Source organism: Lacisediminihabitans sp. FW035 (assembly GCF_054880895.1).
In genome coordinates, this window is the sequence record NZ_CM142187.1 from 2,012,857 (window position 1) to 2,028,570 (window position 15,714).

At 66.6% G+C, this 15,714-nt stretch carries 15 protein-coding genes; 6 read left to right on the plus strand and 9 right to left on the minus strand.

The window, feature by feature from the left end:
• Window positions 1-17 precede the first annotated feature (17 nt).
• From ACVXZ4_RS09655 to ACVXZ4_RS09680, 6 genes are all read left to right on the plus strand, one after another.
• Window positions 18-1,736 (plus strand): sensor histidine kinase, encoded by a 1,719-nt coding sequence (locus ACVXZ4_RS09655; protein ID WP_461794641.1) that lies wholly within the window; start codon window positions 18-20, stop codon window positions 1,734-1,736.
• Complete coding sequence (locus ACVXZ4_RS09660; RefSeq protein ID WP_461794642.1) at window positions 1,733-2,374, plus strand: response regulator; 642 nt, start codon at window positions 1,733-1,735, stop codon at window positions 2,372-2,374. The genes ACVXZ4_RS09655 and ACVXZ4_RS09660 overlap by 4 nt, the downstream gene beginning before the upstream one ends.
• A gap of 331 nt (window positions 2,375-2,705) precedes the next feature.
• Entirely contained in the window at window positions 2,706-3,131 is a 426-nt protein-coding gene (locus ACVXZ4_RS09665; RefSeq protein ID WP_461794643.1) for a GNAT family acetyltransferase, read from the plus strand.
• Between the two features lie 31 nt (window positions 3,132-3,162).
• On the plus strand, window positions 3,163-4,092 hold the full coding sequence (locus ACVXZ4_RS09670; RefSeq protein ID WP_461794644.1) for an aldo/keto reductase: 930 nt from the start codon (window positions 3,163-3,165) through the stop codon (window positions 4,090-4,092).
• 48 nt (window positions 4,093-4,140) lie between these two features.
• Window positions 4,141-5,526 carry a MoxR family ATPase gene (locus tag ACVXZ4_RS09675; RefSeq protein ID WP_461794645.1) on the plus strand — a complete coding sequence of 462 codons (1,386 nt, stop codon included), beginning with the start codon at window positions 4,141-4,143 and terminating at the stop codon, window positions 5,524-5,526.
• Complete coding sequence (locus tag ACVXZ4_RS09680; RefSeq protein WP_461794646.1) at window positions 5,519-7,558, plus strand: vWA domain-containing protein; 2,040 nt, start codon at window positions 5,519-5,521, stop codon at window positions 7,556-7,558. Before ACVXZ4_RS09675 ends, ACVXZ4_RS09680 begins: the two co-directional genes overlap by 8 nt.
• On the opposite strand, the gene ACVXZ4_RS09685 is transcribed toward ACVXZ4_RS09680, so the two are convergent.
• The 9 genes from ACVXZ4_RS09685 to ACVXZ4_RS09725 form a co-directional block, all read right to left on the minus strand.
• Window positions 7,552-8,763, minus strand: a complete 1,212-nt coding sequence (locus tag ACVXZ4_RS09685; RefSeq protein WP_461794647.1) for an ankyrin repeat domain-containing protein — start codon at window positions 8,761-8,763, stop codon at window positions 7,552-7,554. The genes ACVXZ4_RS09680 and ACVXZ4_RS09685 overlap by 7 nt on opposite strands.
• Window positions 8,764-8,798: 35 nt before the next feature.
• Window positions 8,799-9,566 (minus strand): SCO1664 family protein, encoded by a 768-nt coding sequence (locus ACVXZ4_RS09690; RefSeq protein ID WP_461794648.1) that lies wholly within the window; start codon window positions 9,564-9,566, stop codon window positions 8,799-8,801.
• A 2-nt stretch (window positions 9,567-9,568) separates the two neighbouring features.
• Window positions 9,569-10,132 carry a DUF3090 domain-containing protein gene (locus ACVXZ4_RS09695; protein WP_461794649.1) on the minus strand — a complete coding sequence of 188 codons (564 nt, stop codon included), beginning with the start codon at window positions 10,130-10,132 and terminating at the stop codon, window positions 9,569-9,571.
• Between the two features lie 35 nt (window positions 10,133-10,167).
• Window positions 10,168-10,854 (minus strand): MSMEG_4193 family putative phosphomutase, encoded by a 687-nt coding sequence (locus tag ACVXZ4_RS09700; RefSeq protein WP_461794650.1) that lies wholly within the window; start codon window positions 10,852-10,854, stop codon window positions 10,168-10,170.
• Between the two features lie 125 nt (window positions 10,855-10,979).
• Complete coding sequence (locus tag ACVXZ4_RS09705) at window positions 10,980-11,426, minus strand: pyridoxamine 5'-phosphate oxidase family protein (protein ID WP_461794651.1); 447 nt, start codon at window positions 11,424-11,426, stop codon at window positions 10,980-10,982.
• Window positions 11,416-12,489, minus strand: a complete 1,074-nt coding sequence (locus ACVXZ4_RS09710) for a 2,3-butanediol dehydrogenase (RefSeq protein WP_461794652.1) — start codon at window positions 12,487-12,489, stop codon at window positions 11,416-11,418. The genes ACVXZ4_RS09705 and ACVXZ4_RS09710 overlap by 11 nt, the downstream gene beginning before the upstream one ends.
• Window positions 12,490-12,537: 48 nt before the next feature.
• Window positions 12,538-13,959, minus strand: coding sequence for an NAD(P)(+) transhydrogenase (Re/Si-specific) subunit beta (locus tag ACVXZ4_RS09715; RefSeq protein ID WP_461794653.1), 1,422 nt, complete (start codon window positions 13,957-13,959; stop codon window positions 12,538-12,540).
• On the minus strand, window positions 13,956-14,285 hold the full coding sequence (locus ACVXZ4_RS09720; RefSeq protein WP_461794654.1) for an NAD(P) transhydrogenase subunit alpha part 2: 330 nt from the start codon (window positions 14,283-14,285) through the stop codon (window positions 13,956-13,958). The genes ACVXZ4_RS09715 and ACVXZ4_RS09720 overlap by 4 nt, the downstream gene beginning before the upstream one ends.
• Complete coding sequence (locus ACVXZ4_RS09725) at window positions 14,282-15,559, minus strand: Rossmann-fold NAD(P)-binding domain-containing protein (RefSeq protein ID WP_461794655.1); 1,278 nt, start codon at window positions 15,557-15,559, stop codon at window positions 14,282-14,284. The genes ACVXZ4_RS09720 and ACVXZ4_RS09725 overlap by 4 nt, the downstream gene beginning before the upstream one ends.
• Between the last annotated feature and the right edge of the window lie 155 nt (window positions 15,560-15,714).

Consider the following 15,714-nt stretch of genomic DNA (forward strand, 5'->3'; position numbering starts at 1 on the left):
GTCGGCAGAGGAGTCACGTGGCATCGCACGACGAACTGCTCACCTTCCCCGACGAACCGCGCGCGGAGCTCGACAGGGCTCTCGCCGATCTCGTCGACCGTGCCCAGGATGTTCTCGCCACGCAGGGGCGCCTCCGCGCCCTGCTTCGGGCGAATCTCGCCGTCGTCGAGCACCTCGAGCTTCCGGTGGTGCTCGAACGGATCGTGCAGGCCGCGGTGGAGCTCGTGGGTTCGCAGTACGGCGCCCTCGGGGTGATCGCTCCGGGCGGCGGACTCGAGCAATTCATCCACGTGGGCATCCCGCCGGAAGAGGCGACCGTCATCGGCCATCTGCCCGAGGGACACGGACTCCTCGGTGCCCTCATCGACGACCCGCGACCCATAAGACTCGAGCACCTCCACGACGACGCCCGGTCGAGTGGCTTCCCCGCCAGTCATCCGGCGATGGAGAGCTTCCTCGGTGTGCCGATCCGGGTGCGTGATTCCGTCTACGGCAACCTGTATCTCAGCAATCAGGCCTCCGGATCGTTCAGCCGGGAAGACGAGCAACTCGTCGAATCCCTCGCGGCCTCCGCGGGGTTCGCCATCGACAATGCTCGGCTGTTCGCCGAGACCCGGCACCGGCAGGCCTGGTCCGCCGCCTCGGCTGAGATCACGGCGGCGATGCTCGCGTCCGACCAGTCGGACTCCCTGTCGACGCTGGTGAGCCGCGTGCTCGTGCTCGCCGAGAGCGACCTGGTCTGTATGATCCTTCCCGGGCCGAACCCGGGCACGCTCGTCGTGGAGCTCGCCCGTGGCCAGGGAGAGTCCGACCTCGTCGGGCGCACCTTCCCGTCGGCCGGCACCCTTGCGGGCAGCGTTCTCGAGGGCAAACAGCCCCGTCTCGTCGGCGATGGCAGTCCCGACTCCGAGCTCTTCTCCACCGACCATCCGCTCGGTCCGATGATGGCCTTCCCGCTCATCTCCTCCGGCAGGGCGGAAGGAGTACTGCTGGTGGCCCGGATGGCCGGCGGGTTGCGCTTCGCCCCGTCCGATCTCGAGATGGCGGCCGACTTCGCCGGCCAGGCGAGCCTGGCGATGCAACTTGCACGCGCCCGGGCATCCGAACAGCGGATGCTGCTGCTCGAGGATCGCGGACGTATCGCGCGCGACCTCCACGACCATGTGATCCAGCAGCTGTTCGGCACCGGTCTCGAGTTGCAGAGCGTGGCCGGATCCATCGAGTCGCCGGTCGACCGCGAGCGCATCCTCCGGTCGGTCACGAACCTCGACACCGCCGTCACCCAGATCCGCACGGTGATCTTCGCGCTCTCCGCCCGCCAGGACACCCGCGATTCGGTGCGCCACCGCATCCTGGATCTCGCCAATGATCTCAGCTCGGGCCTCCAGAAGAGCCCGACCGTCGCCTTCACCGGCCCCGTCGATCTGGTGGTCACCGGCGGACTCGCCGATGACGTGGTCGCGGTGACCCGGGAAGCCCTGGCGAATGCGGCAAAGCATGCCTCCGCCGACCAGACCGGGGTCACCCTCGACGTAGTCGACGGCATGATCCGGCTGGTGATCTCCGACAACGGGGGAGGCATCGGCGACACCTCGCGGCGCAGCGGCCTCGCCAACCTCGAGGCGCGGGCGACGGCACGCGGCGGAACCTTCGTAGTGGATACCGGGCCCGACGGCACCCGGCTCGGCTGGATCGTTCCGATCGATGGCTCGGACGACGGAAGGGTGGCATCGTGATCCGCGTATTCCTGGTGGACGACCACGAGATCGTGCGACGCGGCATCGCCGAGCTGCTCGCGGCAGAGGGTGACTTCGAGGTTATCGGTGAGGCGGGCACCGCAGCCCAAGCCCGGTCCCGCATCGCGGCGACGCTGCCAGACGTGGTGTTGCTCGACGTCCGCCTGCCCGACGGAAGCGGCATCGACGTCTGCCGGGATGTGCGTTCCCAGAACCCCGAGGTGAAATGCCTCATCCTCACCGCCTACGACGACGACGAGGCCCTCTCCGCGGCCGTCATCGCAGGGGCATCCGGCTATGTACTCAAAGATGTCCGGGGCAGCGGGCTTGTCGATTCGCTGCGCAAGGTGGCGGCCGGCCGCTCGCTGCTCGACCCGGTGCTCACCCGAAAGGTGATCGAGCGCATCCACACCCGCACGGACACCGACCCGCGCCTCGGGTCCCTTTCGGCCCGCGAGACGCAGATCCTCTCCCTGATCGCCGCCGGTCTCACCAATCGCCAGATCGGCACGGAGCTCTCGCTCGCCGAGAAGACCGTCAAGAACTATGTGTCGGGCCTCCTGGCCAAACTGGGGCTTCAGCGGCGCACCCAGGCCGCGATCCTGCACCTCGGAGCGCATCCGGTCGCCGAGGGCTGATGCGGCGCGTCTGTCGCAGGCGCCCCGTGCACACCCGTGGCGACCGGCCTCCGCCCGCAATCGAGTCGGGAGTAGGGCTTAAGCCGCGATGAATCCGCAGGTTCTCCCGAGTGGAATCCGCAAACTCGGGGCCCCGCGATCGAGTCGGGAGTAGGTGCGGGTTGACCCGCGAGGAAGTCGCAACGTCTCCCGACTGGATGCCGCCAGCTCGGCATCCCAATCGAGTTGGTAGTCGTTGCAACTCTGCCCGCGCGAAACTCGCAACAACTACCGAGTCGATTCCGCACACTCGTACGCGATGCTGCCGCAGGAAGTGGGGCAGTCTGGGAACATGCAGCTCCGCGATCTCACACCCGCCGACGTCGATGCCGCCGCAGCCCTCTGGCACGAATCGGGATTGACCCGCCCATGGAACCCGCCCGCGGTCGATCTGCACCGGGCGCTGGACGGATCCACCTCGACCGTACTCGGAGCCTTTGAAGCGGACCGCCTGCTCGGCACGGTGATGGTCGGCCACGACGGCCATCGCGGCTGGATCTACTACCTCGCGGTGGATGCAGCCGAACGTGGCACGGGCCTGGGAAGCCGACTTATGGATGCCGCGGAGAACTGGCTGCGCGATCGCGGCGTGGTGAAGGTGCAACTCATGGTCCGGTCGACGAACGAAGCCGTGCTTGGCTTCTACGACCACCTCGGCTACCGGAATGAAGACGTGCGGGTGCGCTCCAAGTGGCTGGGGCCCACCCCGGCGGACTGATCCCGCGCACACGAAGGCGCAGACTTGACGGATGAAGACACAGACTCTCCTGAATTCGACCGTCGAAGTTCCCAACGTCATCCTCGGACTGATGCGGATCGAACCGCTCTCCGACGCCGAGATCCGCGCCCTGGTGGGCGCCGCGATCGACACCGGCATCACCTTCTTCGATCACGCCGACGTGTACGGCGACACCACTCACGGATGCGAGCGACGATTCGGCGACGCGGTCACCCTCACCCCGGCGGAGCGGTCGGCCATCACGATCCAGTCGAAGGTCGGCATCCGCTCGGGCTTCTGGGACTATTCGAAAGAGCACATCCTCCGGTCCGTCGACGAATCCCTCGCCGCCCTCCAGACCGACTACCTCGACCTGCTGTTGCTGCACCGCCCGGACGCGCTTGTCGAGCCCGACGAGGTCGCCGCGGCATTCGACACCCTTCACAGCGCCGGTAAGGTGCGGCAGTTCGGGGTGTCGAACCACACTCCCGGACAGATCGAACTGCTCGCCGCATCGTTGAACCAGCCTCTCGTCGTGAACCAGGTGCAGCTCAGCATCACCCACGCACCCCTCATCGCGGCCGGGGTCTCCGCCAACATGGGAGGCCTCGACCAGTCGATCGATCGGGACAACGGCATCCTCGATTACTGCCGCCTCAAGGGCATCACCCTGCAGGCGTGGTCGCCGTTCCAAAAGGGATTCTTCGACGGTGTCTTCCTCGGCGACCGGCAGAACTACGCCGAGCTGAACGATGTGATCGACGAGCTCGCCGCGAAGTACGACGTGCCGCCTGCCGCCATCGCGGTGGGGTGGATCACCCGCCATCCCGCCCGGATGCAGGTGGTGCTGGGAACCACGAACATCGGTCGAGTACGGGATTCGGCGGCCGGGTCCGACCTGCCGCTCACCCGCCCGGAGTGGTACCGCCTGTTCACCGCGGCCGGTCACGTGCTCCCGTAGCGGGCTACACCCGAAAGTGGCCGCCCGGGCGGGCGTAAAATTATTGGGGTGATACGTCCACCCCAGACCACCGTCGGCGAACTCCGGTCCTCGGGCCATGAGCAGAAGACGCTCCGCGTCGAGATCCGCGAGAATCTCCTGTCCGCCCTGCGCGAGGGCCGGGACCCGTGGCCGGGGCTTCACGGCTTCGAAGCGACGGTGATCCCGCAGCTCGAGCGTGCGCTGATCGCCGGTCACGACATCGTGCTCCTCGGCGAGCGCGGCCAGGGCAAGACGCGACTGCTGCGCACGATGGTCGGGCTGCTTGACGAGTGGACACCGGTCATCGATGGGTCGGAGCTCGGCGAGCATCCGTTCGAACCCATCACCACCACGAGCCTGCGCCGCGCGGGCGAACTGGGCGACGACCTGCCGGTCGCCTGGCGCGGCCGGGACGAGCGGTACGCCGAGAAACTCGCGACCCCCGACACCAGCGTGGCTGACCTGATCGGTGATGTCGACCCGATGAAGGTCGCCGAGGGGCGCAGTCTCGGAGATCCGGAGACCATCCACTTCGGCCTTATCCCGCGAAGCCACCGCGGCATCGTTGCCATCAACGAGTTGCCGGACCTCGCCGAGCGCATCCAGGTGGCGATGCTCAACGTGATGGAGGAACGCGACATCCAGATCCGGGGCTACGTGCTTCGCCTGCCGCTCGATGTGCTCGTCGTCGCGAGCGCCAACCCCGAGGACTACACCAACCGCGGGCGCATCATCACCCCGCTGAAAGACCGCTTCGGTGCCGAGATCCGCACGCACTACCCCACCGAGCTGGCCGACGAGATCGCCATCATCCGCCAGGAGTCGGATCTCGTTGCCGACGTTCCCGACTACCTGGTCGAGATCCTCGCCCGGTTCACCCGCGCGCTCCGCGAATCGACCGCGGTGGATCAGCGCAGCGGCGTCAGCGCCCGCTTTGCGATCGCCGGCGCTGAGACGATCGCGGCTGCCGCCATCCACCGCGCTACCCGCCAGAGCGAGACGGATGCCGTGGCCCGGCCGGTCGACCTGGAGACGGCGGTCGACGTGCTCGGCGGCAAGATCGAGTTCGAGTCAGGCGAGGAGGGGCGAGAAGACGAGATCCTCGACCACCTGTTGCGCACCGCCACGGCCGAGACCGTGCGCGCCCACTTCCGTGGCCTCGATTTCTCGGTGCTTGTCGAGTCCATCGAGAGCGGCGTTATGGTCACGACCGGGGAACAGGTCACCGCCCGAGACTTCCTCGCCGGACTACCGGTGCTTGGCGAGTCCGACCTCTACGACCAGATCTGCGACCGCCTCGGTGCGACCAACGACGGGCAGCGGGCCGGCGCCATCGAGCTTGCCCTCGAGGGGCTCTACCTCATGCGCCGAATCAGCAAGGAGAGCGGCGGCGGCGAGGTCATCTATGGCTAGAACCAATCGGCGGTTGACGCGCGCGTCCCGTTATGGCAGGTATGACGGAGGGCCAGATCCGCTCGCCCCGCCGGTCGACCTGTCCGAGGCACTCGATGCCATCGGTGAAGACGTCATGGCCGGGTCGTCCCCCGAACGCGCGATGCGCGAGTTCCTCCGACGTGGTGGACAGGACCAGGCCGGGCTCGACGACCTTGCCCGCCGGGTCGCGGAGCGCCGGCGTGAGCTCACGAGGAAGCACAACCTCGATGGCACCCTGCAGGAGATAACGGCGCTCCTCGAGAAGGCTGTTCTCGCCGAGCGCAAGCAATTGGCGCGCGATGCGACCATGGATGACGGTGACTGCATGCTTGCCGAGATGCAGCTCGATAACTTGCCCGCCTCCCCGGCGGCGGCCGTGAGCGAACTGAACGGCTACGACTGGAAGAGCAGCGAGGCGCGGGCCGACTTCGAGAAGATCAAGGACCTACTGGGTCGCGAACTGCTCGACCAGCGATTCGCCGGCATGAAGAGCGCGCTCGAGAATGCCACCGACGCCGATCGCGAGGCGATCACCGAGATGATGAACGACCTCAACGGGTTGCTCGACGCCCATTCCCGCGGCGAAGACACCCCCGAGCAGTTCGACGAATTCATGGCGAAACACGGGCAATACTTCCCTGACGACCCCCAGAACATCGAGGAGCTCCTCGACTCGCTCGCCGAGCGGGCCGCCGCCGCGCAGCGGATGCGCAACTCGATGAGCCAGGAGCAGCGCGACGAGCTCGACGCTCTTGCACAGCAGGCCTTCGGATCACCGGAGCTCATGCAGTCGCTCGCCAAGCTCGATGGCTCCCTTCGCGGCCTCCGGCCCGGGGAGGACTGGGGAGGATCGGAGCGGATGGACGGATCGGAAGGCCTCGGTCTCGGCGACGGCACCGGCGTGTTCCAGGACATCGCCGAGCTCGACGCCCTCGCCGACCAGCTCGGCCAGTCCTACAACGGTTCGCGCCTCGACGATCTCGACCTCGACGCACTGACCCGGCAACTCGGCGACGCCGCGGCGGTCGACGCCCGCACCCTCCGGGCGCTCGAGAAGGCTCTTCGCGACTCGGGCACCCTTCGCAGAGGCTCGGATGGCACGCTCAAACTCACCCCGAAGGCGATGCGCCAACTCGGCAAGGCACTGCTCAAGGATGTCGCGGGCCGTCTCTCCGGCCGCCAGGGCAACCGCGACCTGCGCCAGGCCGGGGCGGCGGGGGAGCGTTCCGGGGCCACCCGCGAGTGGGCCTTCGGCGACACGGAGGCGTGGGACGTCACCCGCACGATCACGAATGCGCTGACCCGCACGGCGGGGGAGGGCGGCGATACCGGCTCCGGCATCCGCATCGAGATCGGCGACGTCGAGGTGCAGGAGACCGAGGCACGCACCCAGGCCTGCGTGGCACTGCTGGTCGACACCTCGTTCTCGATGGTGATGGACGGACGTTGGGTGCCGATGAAACGCACCGCGCTCGCCCTCCACACTCTCATCACGAGCCGTTTCCGCGGGGACGACCTGCAGTTGATCAGTTTCGGGCGGGCGGCGTCGGTCATCGACATCGAACAGCTCACCGGGCTCGAGGAGCTCTACGAGAAGGGCACTAACCTGCACCACGGGCTGCTGTTGGCCAACCGTCACTTCCGCAAGCACCCGAATGCGCAGCCGGTGCTGCTCATCGTCACCGACGGGGAGCCGACGTCTCACCTCGAAGCCAGCGGTGAGGTTTTCTTCAGCTATCCGCCGCATCCGCTCACGGTTGCCTACGCCGTGCGCGAGCTCGAGAACTCGATGCGCCTCGGCGCCCAGACCACGTTCTTCCGCCTCGGCGACGATCCCGGACTTGCCCGGTTCATCGATTCGATGGCGCGGCGCGTCGGCGGCACGGTCGTTGCCCCGGAGCTCGACGATCTCGGAGCCGCCGTCGTGAGCTCGTATCTCGGAGCGCGTCGGGGCGCCGGGCCGTCGGGCGGGGAATTCGACGGCATGTTCGGACGCGGCTGGGGCTACTGACTAGCCCCTGGCGACAGCTCGGCGGACAGCTCCGGATGACCGAGGTGAGACGCCCATCCCGAGGGGGTGCTGCCGAACCGGTCGTCCTCCGCGCCCAGGTCGGCGCCGTGTGCGACCAGCCAGCGCGCCATCGAGGTGTCGCCGCGGGCGGCCGCCTCGTGCAGCGCCGTCGTGCCGTACTGGCCGGGGGTGCTGACGTCGTACCCCCGGGCGAGCAGCCGTTCGAGTGCGTCGATCCCGTGTTGCTCCGCGGCGAGGCGCATCGCATCCGGCCGTGCGGAAGGCAGATCGGTGACCTCGTCGGGCACTGGGCCGCCCGAGAGCACGGCCGAGAGCACCACATCGACGAGCTCGATCCGGTCGCTGTGCCCACCGGCCCGAGCCAGTAGCTCGGCCGCCTCGGGGTGGCCGTTGCGTACCGCGATCTCGTAAGCCGTCGCGTCGCCGAGGATCGGATGGTAGCCGACGGTGTTCGGATCGACTCCGTGTTCAAGCAAGCGGCGGACTCGCGCGGTGAAGCCCTTTTCCGCTGCCGATCGCAGGTGTTCGCCCATCATCTCCTCCGGCGACGGATACGCTGCGCCGAGCAGCTCCCGCCACGGGCTGGCATGGGGTCGGCCCGCTCCAGAGGAGAGCAGCGGGTCGAGGTGTTCGTCGTCCGGGAGGAACATCCGGTTGTACAAGGCCTGGTTGTCGTTCGGGTCGGCGTCGGCATTGAGAAGGAGCCCGGCGAGCGCCACCCCCTGGGGATGCATCGACTCGCCGCGCTCCCCGCCGCCGAGTACACCGGTGAGCGCGGTGAATGGCGAAGTAAGTCCCTTCCAGAGGAAACCGCTGTTCGGATCGGCGCCCGCCTCGAGGAGCACGCTCATCGTCGCGACGGCATCGCCGAGCGCGAGCCGCGAGTAGCAGAGGTACAGCAGCGGCGGCCACCGGTGCGGTCCACCCTCGCGAGTTGCTGCCGCCGGGTCGTCGGTTAACCATGTCGCTAACGCCTCCGCGCGACCGCAGGCCGCCAGCGCGTACGGCGATGCCGAAGCGAGCAGGGGGTCCTCCGCGAGCATCGCCAAAGCCATTGCGGCCATTTCCGGCTCGGTGTAGCTCAGGCAGGCCAGCCGCAGGAACCGGTCGGTCGGCTCATCGTCATCCGACTCCGCGTCCATCGGGCGGGAGAAGCGGCTCAGGTCGTAGTCGTTTCGGGACATGATGTCTCCTTCCTCCATCAGAATCGCAAACCGGCTCAGAACAACGGCCACGGCATCGCGGGCATTTCACCGCGCGGGCCGGGGAAGCGCGCCTCAAGCCGCAGCCGGTCACAGCGCGCGGCGAACGCCCCGATCTCGTCGGGAGTGAGCAACTTCGCGAGACCCTCGCCGAGTTCGCCTTCTAGCTGCGCGTGCACCCGATCGATGCCGTCCAGTTCGTCGGCCGTGAGTTCGTCGCCGAGCCAGCCCCAGAGCACGGTTCGCAGCTTGTGCTCGACGTGGAAGGTCAGTCCGTGATCGACTCCGTGGCGATGCCCGTCCGCCATCGCGAGCACGTGGGCACCCTTGCGATCCGCATTGTTCACCACGATGTCGAAGACGGCCATGCGCCGCAGCGCGGGGGAGTCCTCGTGGATGAGCGACACCGGTCGGTCCCGGCCATCCGTGCCGTCGAACACGTGGCGCCAGCCCTGCTCCGGCACGCTGTCTGAGGCGACGAGGTCCACGGCATTCTGGTCGGGATCGATGTCTTGCCAGAGCTGCACCATGCCGGCACCCAATGGGCCGTCACGCAGCCAGGTACGGGGCACGATGTTCCAGCCGAAGCCCTCCGAGACCAGGCACGCGGCGACCTCGCGGCTCGCGAGATCGCCGTCGGGGAAGTCCCAGAGCGGGCGCTCCCCGGCAATGGGCTTGTAGACCACTGTGGTGTCGCCGATCGTTGCGAGAAAAGTGGCGTTCGAGGCCGTGGTGATGCGACCGGTGATCTCGAGCTCACCGCGCACGAGGTCCCCATCCATCATTGTCAGAGGTCGTCGGGTAGTGCGTGCACGTGACCGTCCGGGTCGATCGGAGTGCCGCAGAGTTCACAAATCGGCCGGCCGGCCCCCACCACTTCGAGCGTGCGCTTAGCGAATGCCCGGGCGGTGCCGACGGGGATCCGCACCACCAGCATCTCCTCCGGCTCGATCTCGACCGGGTCGTCGAACCCCGGATCCGTGTCATCCGCCTCGACCAGCACGAGGGGGAAGGCCTCTATCACCAGCTGTGCCGTTGACGGATCCCAGCCGAGGCTCATCACGCCGGTACGGAACTCCGGCTCGACCGGCTGCTCGAGCGGATCGTTGTCGACGAGCTCGACCGGTGTCACCGCCGGCACACTCGCGGGGTTGCCATCCCGGTCCATCAGTTCGTCGAGGATCTCTTCGATTTTCTCCGCCAGCAGGGCAGACTGTTGCTTTTCGAGCGAGACGCTGACGATCCGCCTGCCGGCGCGAGCTTGGAGGTAGAACGTGCGCGCTCCGGGCTCACCGACTGTGCCGACGACCACCCGATCCGGCCAGTCGAACCCGTGGATGATGGTTGGCATAGTCAACATTCTACGAGCGGTACGTGGGCGGTTCCTCAGAGGTTGCCGGCGCCGCCCCCGACGGGCGCATCCTCTGCAGGAGCGCTCGCGCGCAGCCAGGACAGATCGCCGGAGTCGGTGTTCGTCGCGATGACGCTCGGCCGTCCCGTTCCGTACCGCACGATCGAGACGGATGCCGGGCCGACACTGATGCGCTGGAACAGGTCGAGATGCATTCCGAGTGCGTCCGCCAGAATCGATTTGATGACGTCGCCGTGGCTCACGGCCACCCACACGGCGCCGGGACCGTGCAACGCCTCGAAGGCCGCATCGTGCCGCCGGATCGCCGCCACCGACCGGGCCTGCATCGCCGCCATCGACTCGCCCCCGGGAAAGACGGCCGCGGACGGCTGGGACTGCACGACCGACCACATCGGTTCAGTACTGAGATCCTTGAGTGCCCGGCCCTGCCATTCGCCGTAGTCGCACTCGGTGAGGCCCCTGTCGATCAGGGGCACCAGCGCGTCGACCTGCCGACCGACGATCGCCTGCGAGGTCTGCCGGCAGCGCTCCAGCGGGCTCGAGACCACACCGACCACGGGAACGACGGCCATCCGCTCACCCACTCTTGCGGCCTGCTCGCGACCGATCGGGTCCAGCCGCACCCCGGCAGCCCGGCCGGCCAGGATGCCAAGGACGTTCGCGGTGGTGCGTCCGTGTCGAACGAGGATGACTGTGGCCATGCGGTCAAGCCTAAGCATGCTCCCCGGGCCGAGTGACCGGTCGACGCCGGATACCGAATCGAGTCGGGAGTGGTTGCGGTCTTCACCGAGGCCAAGTCACATCGTCTCCCGAATCGATGGCGGGGCTAGAAGTGTCCGATCGGCAGGCGATGTTCGAACAGCCGTCCGCGCAGGGTATCGGGGGTGATCCGAACGTAGACGAAAGTCTGGATCGGCACCCACGGCGGCAGCGAATCCAGCTCCTGATCCGTGAGCGTGGGGTCGATCTCCAGGTGGGCCGCGCGGCCCTTGAGCACGACGCTCCAGACACCGCCGTCCGTCTCGGCATCCACTTCGAAGACGACGTGCCGATTGTGTGTGAGCTCGCGGAGTTTGGACCCCTCAGCGGTGCGGAAGAGGATCGTCTCGCCGTCGCAGAGGTAGTTAACCGGATAGATGTCCGGTCGGTCGCCCTCGCTCAACCCCAGATGCCCGAAATTCCGGCCCCGCAGCAGATCCCAACTCGCCGCATCGGATAGCTCCTCGACTGTGCCCTGCGGTGACCATCCATCTTCCGTCGTGTCATGGGACATCGGATACCTCAGGGCTGACGATGATCTTGACCGCGGTCTCTTTGTGGTTGATGAGGGTGTCGAATCCTCCGTCGATGAGCCGGTCGAGGGTGATGCGGCCCGTGATGAACGGCGCGAGATCCACCTTGCCGGCCTGCACAAGGGCGATCGTCGCGGGGTGGTCGTTGACATAGGCGATGGTGCCTCGCAGGTCTATCTCCTTGAGCACGAGCTTCTGCATGTCGATGGTGGCCGGTTTGCTCCAGATGGAGACGTTCACGATCACGCCTGCGGGCTTCACCAGGTCGAAGAGTTGGTCGAGCACCGCATTGACGCTGGTGCACTCGAACGCGATATCGGCTCCGACACCGTCGGTCAACTCCATCACCCGAGCGACCACATCCTCCGTCGTCGGGTCGATCACGTGATGCGCGACCCCGGTCGAAATGGCCTTCGCTTTTCGCGCGGCACTGGGCTCGGACATGATCACAGTGATCCCCTCGGCCTTGAGTACGGCGGCGAGGAGGAGCCCGATCGGTCCGGCACCTCCGACGAAGGCGACATCGCCGGCTTTCGCACCGCTGCGCACGAAGGCATGGTGCCCCACCGACAGTGGCTCGATCAGGGCGGCCTGGTCGAGGGGGATCTCGCCGATCGGGTGCACCCACCGTCGATCCACGACGACTTTCTCGCTGAGTCCGCCTCCGCCTCCGGCGAGACCGATGAAACCCATTTTCGTGCAGAGGTTGTAGTTGCCCGCTATACAGGGTGCACACTCACCGCAGACGAAATACGGTTCGACGACGACATTCTCTCCCACGCGGAGATCGGTGACTCCGTCTCCGAGTGCGGAGATAGTTCCGGAGAATTCGTGGCCCATCGTCACGGGCTCCTGCTCGTGCGTCAGCGGATGGGGGTGACCGGCGGGGGGAATGAAGATGGGGCCCTCGAGGTACTCGTGCAGGTCGGTACCGCAAATGCCGCACCACGCGACGTCGATGGCGACAGCTCCCGCTCTCAGCTCCGGTTCCGGGATGTCATCGATGCGGATGTCCTTGCGTCCGTGGAATCGTGCGGCTTTCATGAAATTCTGCTTCCTCTTGCGATGATGTCGTCGTGAATTTGGCGTGGGTCAGGCGGCGACGTACTCTTTGACCGCCGTCGTGATGTCGGCCAGACCCTTCTTTGCATCGGCAAAGAACATGCCGGTTTTCGGGTCGGTGAAAAGCGGATTGGTGATGCCCGCATAGCCAGGGCGCATCGACCGCTTGACCACCACTACCGACTTTGCGTGGTCGACATCGAGGATCGGCATGCCGGAGACTGCGTTTCCTGGCTTTCTCGCGTCGGGGTTGCAGACGTCGTTCGCACCGACGACGAGAGCGACATCGCAGTTGTCGAAGGCCGCGTTGGCCTCGTCGAGTTGCAGCATCTGCTCGTAAGGCACATTGGCCTCCGCGAGAAGCACGTTCATGTGGCCCGGCATCCGCCCCGCGACGGGGTGGATCGCGTACTTGACGTCGATCCCGTGATCGGTGAGTAGCTTGGCCAATTCCGCGACCTCGTGCTGGGCCTGCGCGGCGGCAAGCCCGTAACCGGGGGCGATGATCACGTGCTGGGCATAGGCGAGCTGGATGGCGACGTCATCGGCGGTGAGCTCACGCACGTTCGTGAGATCGACCGCCGCGGCTCCACCCGAGGTGGCCGTGTCACCGGTGCCGAATCCACCGAGGATGATCGCTCCGACGGAACGATTCATGGCCTTCGCCATCTGCAGGGTGAGGATCGTGCCGGCAGCGCCGACCAGCGCACCGGCGATGATGAGAGCCTGATTGTCGATTGCGAAGCCGGCCATGGCGACGGCGAGACCGGTGAACGCATTGAGAAGAGAGACGATGACCGGGGCATCCGCCCCTCCGATCGGGAGCACCATGAGCACTCCGAAGACGAGCGATGCGGTCAGCACGACCAACAGGAGCAGCAGGTTCGGCGGCACGAGGAGCAGAAGCACACCCGCGCCGACTGCGATCACGGCGACGATTACGTTCAGCACTCGCGCACCGGGGAAGGTGAGCGGCTTGCCGGAGATTATTCCCTGGAGCTTGCCCGCCGCGATGAGCGAACCGGAGAACGTGATCGAGCCGATGAGCACATCGAGCACAATCGGAATCGAAATGGTGAGCTCAAGGGATGCCCGGCTCAGGTTGGCAACGAAGTCCGCGAATGCCACAGCCGCTGCGGCTCCGCCTCCGACCGCGTTGAAGATGCTCACCAGTTGCGGGATTGCCGTCATCTTCACCGAGCGCGCCCGGGTTACCCCGTAGGTCGCACCGACTGCGGCCCCGAGTACGAGCGCGCCCCAGCCGATCCAGTTGCCGCCGAAGTCGACGAGGGCGAACACGATGGTGGTCAGCACTGCGACGGTCATGCCTCCCGCGGAGATCAGGTTGCCCTGCCGGGCGGTAGAGGGTGCGCGCATCTTATGCAGCCCGACGACAAAGAGTGTCGCCGCCCCTAGATAGAAGATTCCGACAAGGAATTCGAACATGCTCATGATGCGACCTTCTCGTGGGCAGTGGCGGCAGTTGTGGGAGCGGGGTGCGGACGGGTGAACATCTTCAGCATGCGGTCGGTGACAACGAAACCGCCGAACACATTCGCGGCAGCGAGCACTGCGGCGATAAACGTCAGCACATAGGCAGCCGGACTGTTCGCCACGGACGCGATGACGATTGCGCCCGCGATGACCACACCATGGATGGCGTTCGCTGCCGACATCATCGGGGTGTGCAGAGTGGAGGGGATCTTGCTGATCACCTCGACACCGACCAGGAGGCTCAGGATGAAGATGGCCAGGTTGCCGAACAGTGTCTCGATCATGATGCCTTCGCTTTCGATGGTTCAAGGTCGGCCGGCAGAGCGTCGAGCTTCAAAGCCGAGCGCACTGCCGCGTTTGTGACGGTGCCGTCATGACTCACCACGATGTTCTTGTGCACGTCGTCCGACGGGACGATCACGACGAGGTTTGCCGGAACGAGGGAGGCGATAACGGCAATGATGTTTCGCCCGTACATCTGGGAAGCTGAAGCCGGAAGGTCGGAGGCGAGTTCGCCCGCTCCGATGATCGTGACCCCGCCTTCGGTGACCGTGGTCGTACCGTCGACGGAACCGGCGACGTTTCCGCCCTTGTCGCTCGATCCGAGGTCGACGCACACGGTTCCGGAGCGCAGGTTCTTCTGCGTGGCTTCGGACACCAGTTCCGGGGGAGTGCGCCCGGGAACCTTTGCCGTCGTGATGATGATGTCGAAGTCCGCCAGGGCAGTCGCGAGTTCGGCCTGCTGGGTGACCTGCTCCGCATCGGTCATCGCGCGCGCATAGCCCCCATTTCCGGCCCCCTGGGCGACGGACGAGGTGAGGAATTTGGCGCCGAGCGACTCGACTTCACCGCGCGATGCCGCCCGAACGTCGTATCCGGTGACCACGGCGCCCAGGCGTTTCAGCGTGGCAATGGCCTGGAGCCCGGCGACCCCGGTGCCGATCACGATGGCCTTCGCCGGTGTCGCGGTACCGGATGCCGTGATCATCATCGGGAGATAGCGACCGTAGGCCGCCGCCGCAACGATGCCAGCGCGATAGCCGGCCGCACTCGACTGCGAACTGAGCGCATCCATCGATTGAGCGCGGCTGAGTGTTCGGGGAAGCAGTTCGAGGGCGACCGCGGTAATGCCCCGGCCCGCGAGATCCGTGATGCCGCGGAGATGATTGAGCGGATCGATAAGCCCCACAAGCATCTGTCCGGATCGCAGTGCCTCGGCGAGAGTATCGTCGGGAAACCGAAGGACGGGGATCACCGTGCACGTCGCGATGATCTGCTTTCGTGAAACCACTATCGCGCCGGCATCGGTATACGCCGCGTCAGCGAATCCTGCGCGCGCTCCCGCACCCGACTCGACGGAGACGACTCGACCGCCGCTGGTGAGCCGTTTCACTGCGGTCGGATCGAGGGCGACCCGGCGTTCCCCGGCGGCGGATTCTTTCAACACCCCGACGGTCAGAGCCGGGGTGGCGCTGGCCGTCGGGGCTGTCGCGTCTGAAGTGGGCTCCGCCGTGCTCCCTGGAGTGGTGCGTGGAGTAGCGGTGATCGACGTTTCCATGGGATCCCTTGTTGGGTGGCGATGCGTTTCACCGGCGACTCGGGCGACTGATCGCCCGCTGTCTCGGCGGTGAACGGCTCTCAGTCCAACAGCCCGAGACCACCCAAGTCGAGGGACCTAGGTCCTGACCATCGGGAGCCTTCTGACCCTGTAAT

Excerpts from the sequence above, each read along its gene's own strand:
- ACVXZ4_RS09670 (WP_461794644.1), top strand. The coding sequence starts at position 3,163 with ATGAAGACACAGACTCTCCTGAATTCGACCGTCGAAGTTCCCAACGTC.
- ACVXZ4_RS09725 (WP_461794655.1), bottom strand. The coding sequence starts at position 15,559 with ATGGAAACGTCGATCACCGCTACTCCACGCACCACTCCAGGGAGCACG.
- ACVXZ4_RS09695 (WP_461794649.1), bottom strand. The coding sequence starts at position 10,132 with ATGCCAACCATCATCCACGGGTTCGACTGGCCGGATCGGGTGGTCGTC.
- ACVXZ4_RS09690 (WP_461794648.1), bottom strand. The coding sequence starts at position 9,566 with ATGATGGATGGGGACCTCGTGCGCGGTGAGCTCGAGATCACCGGTCGC.
- ACVXZ4_RS09665 (WP_461794643.1), top strand. The coding sequence starts at position 2,706 with ATGCAGCTCCGCGATCTCACACCCGCCGACGTCGATGCCGCCGCAGCC.
- ACVXZ4_RS09720 (WP_461794654.1), bottom strand. The coding sequence starts at position 14,285 with ATGATCGAGACACTGTTCGGCAACCTGGCCATCTTCATCCTGAGCCTC.
- ACVXZ4_RS09700 (WP_461794650.1), bottom strand. The coding sequence starts at position 10,854 with ATGGCCACAGTCATCCTCGTTCGACACGGACGCACCACCGCGAACGTC.
- ACVXZ4_RS09685 (WP_461794647.1), bottom strand. The coding sequence starts at position 8,763 with ATGTCCCGAAACGACTACGACCTGAGCCGCTTCTCCCGCCCGATGGAC.
- ACVXZ4_RS09710 (WP_461794652.1), bottom strand. The coding sequence starts at position 12,489 with ATGAAAGCCGCACGATTCCACGGACGCAAGGACATCCGCATCGATGAC.
- ACVXZ4_RS09715 (WP_461794653.1), bottom strand. The coding sequence starts at position 13,959 with ATGAGCATGTTCGAATTCCTTGTCGGAATCTTCTATCTAGGGGCGGCG.
- ACVXZ4_RS09680 (WP_461794646.1), top strand. The coding sequence starts at position 5,519 with ATGGCTAGAACCAATCGGCGGTTGACGCGCGCGTCCCGTTATGGCAGG.
- ACVXZ4_RS09705 (WP_461794651.1), bottom strand. The coding sequence starts at position 11,426 with ATGTCCCATGACACGACGGAAGATGGATGGTCACCGCAGGGCACAGTC.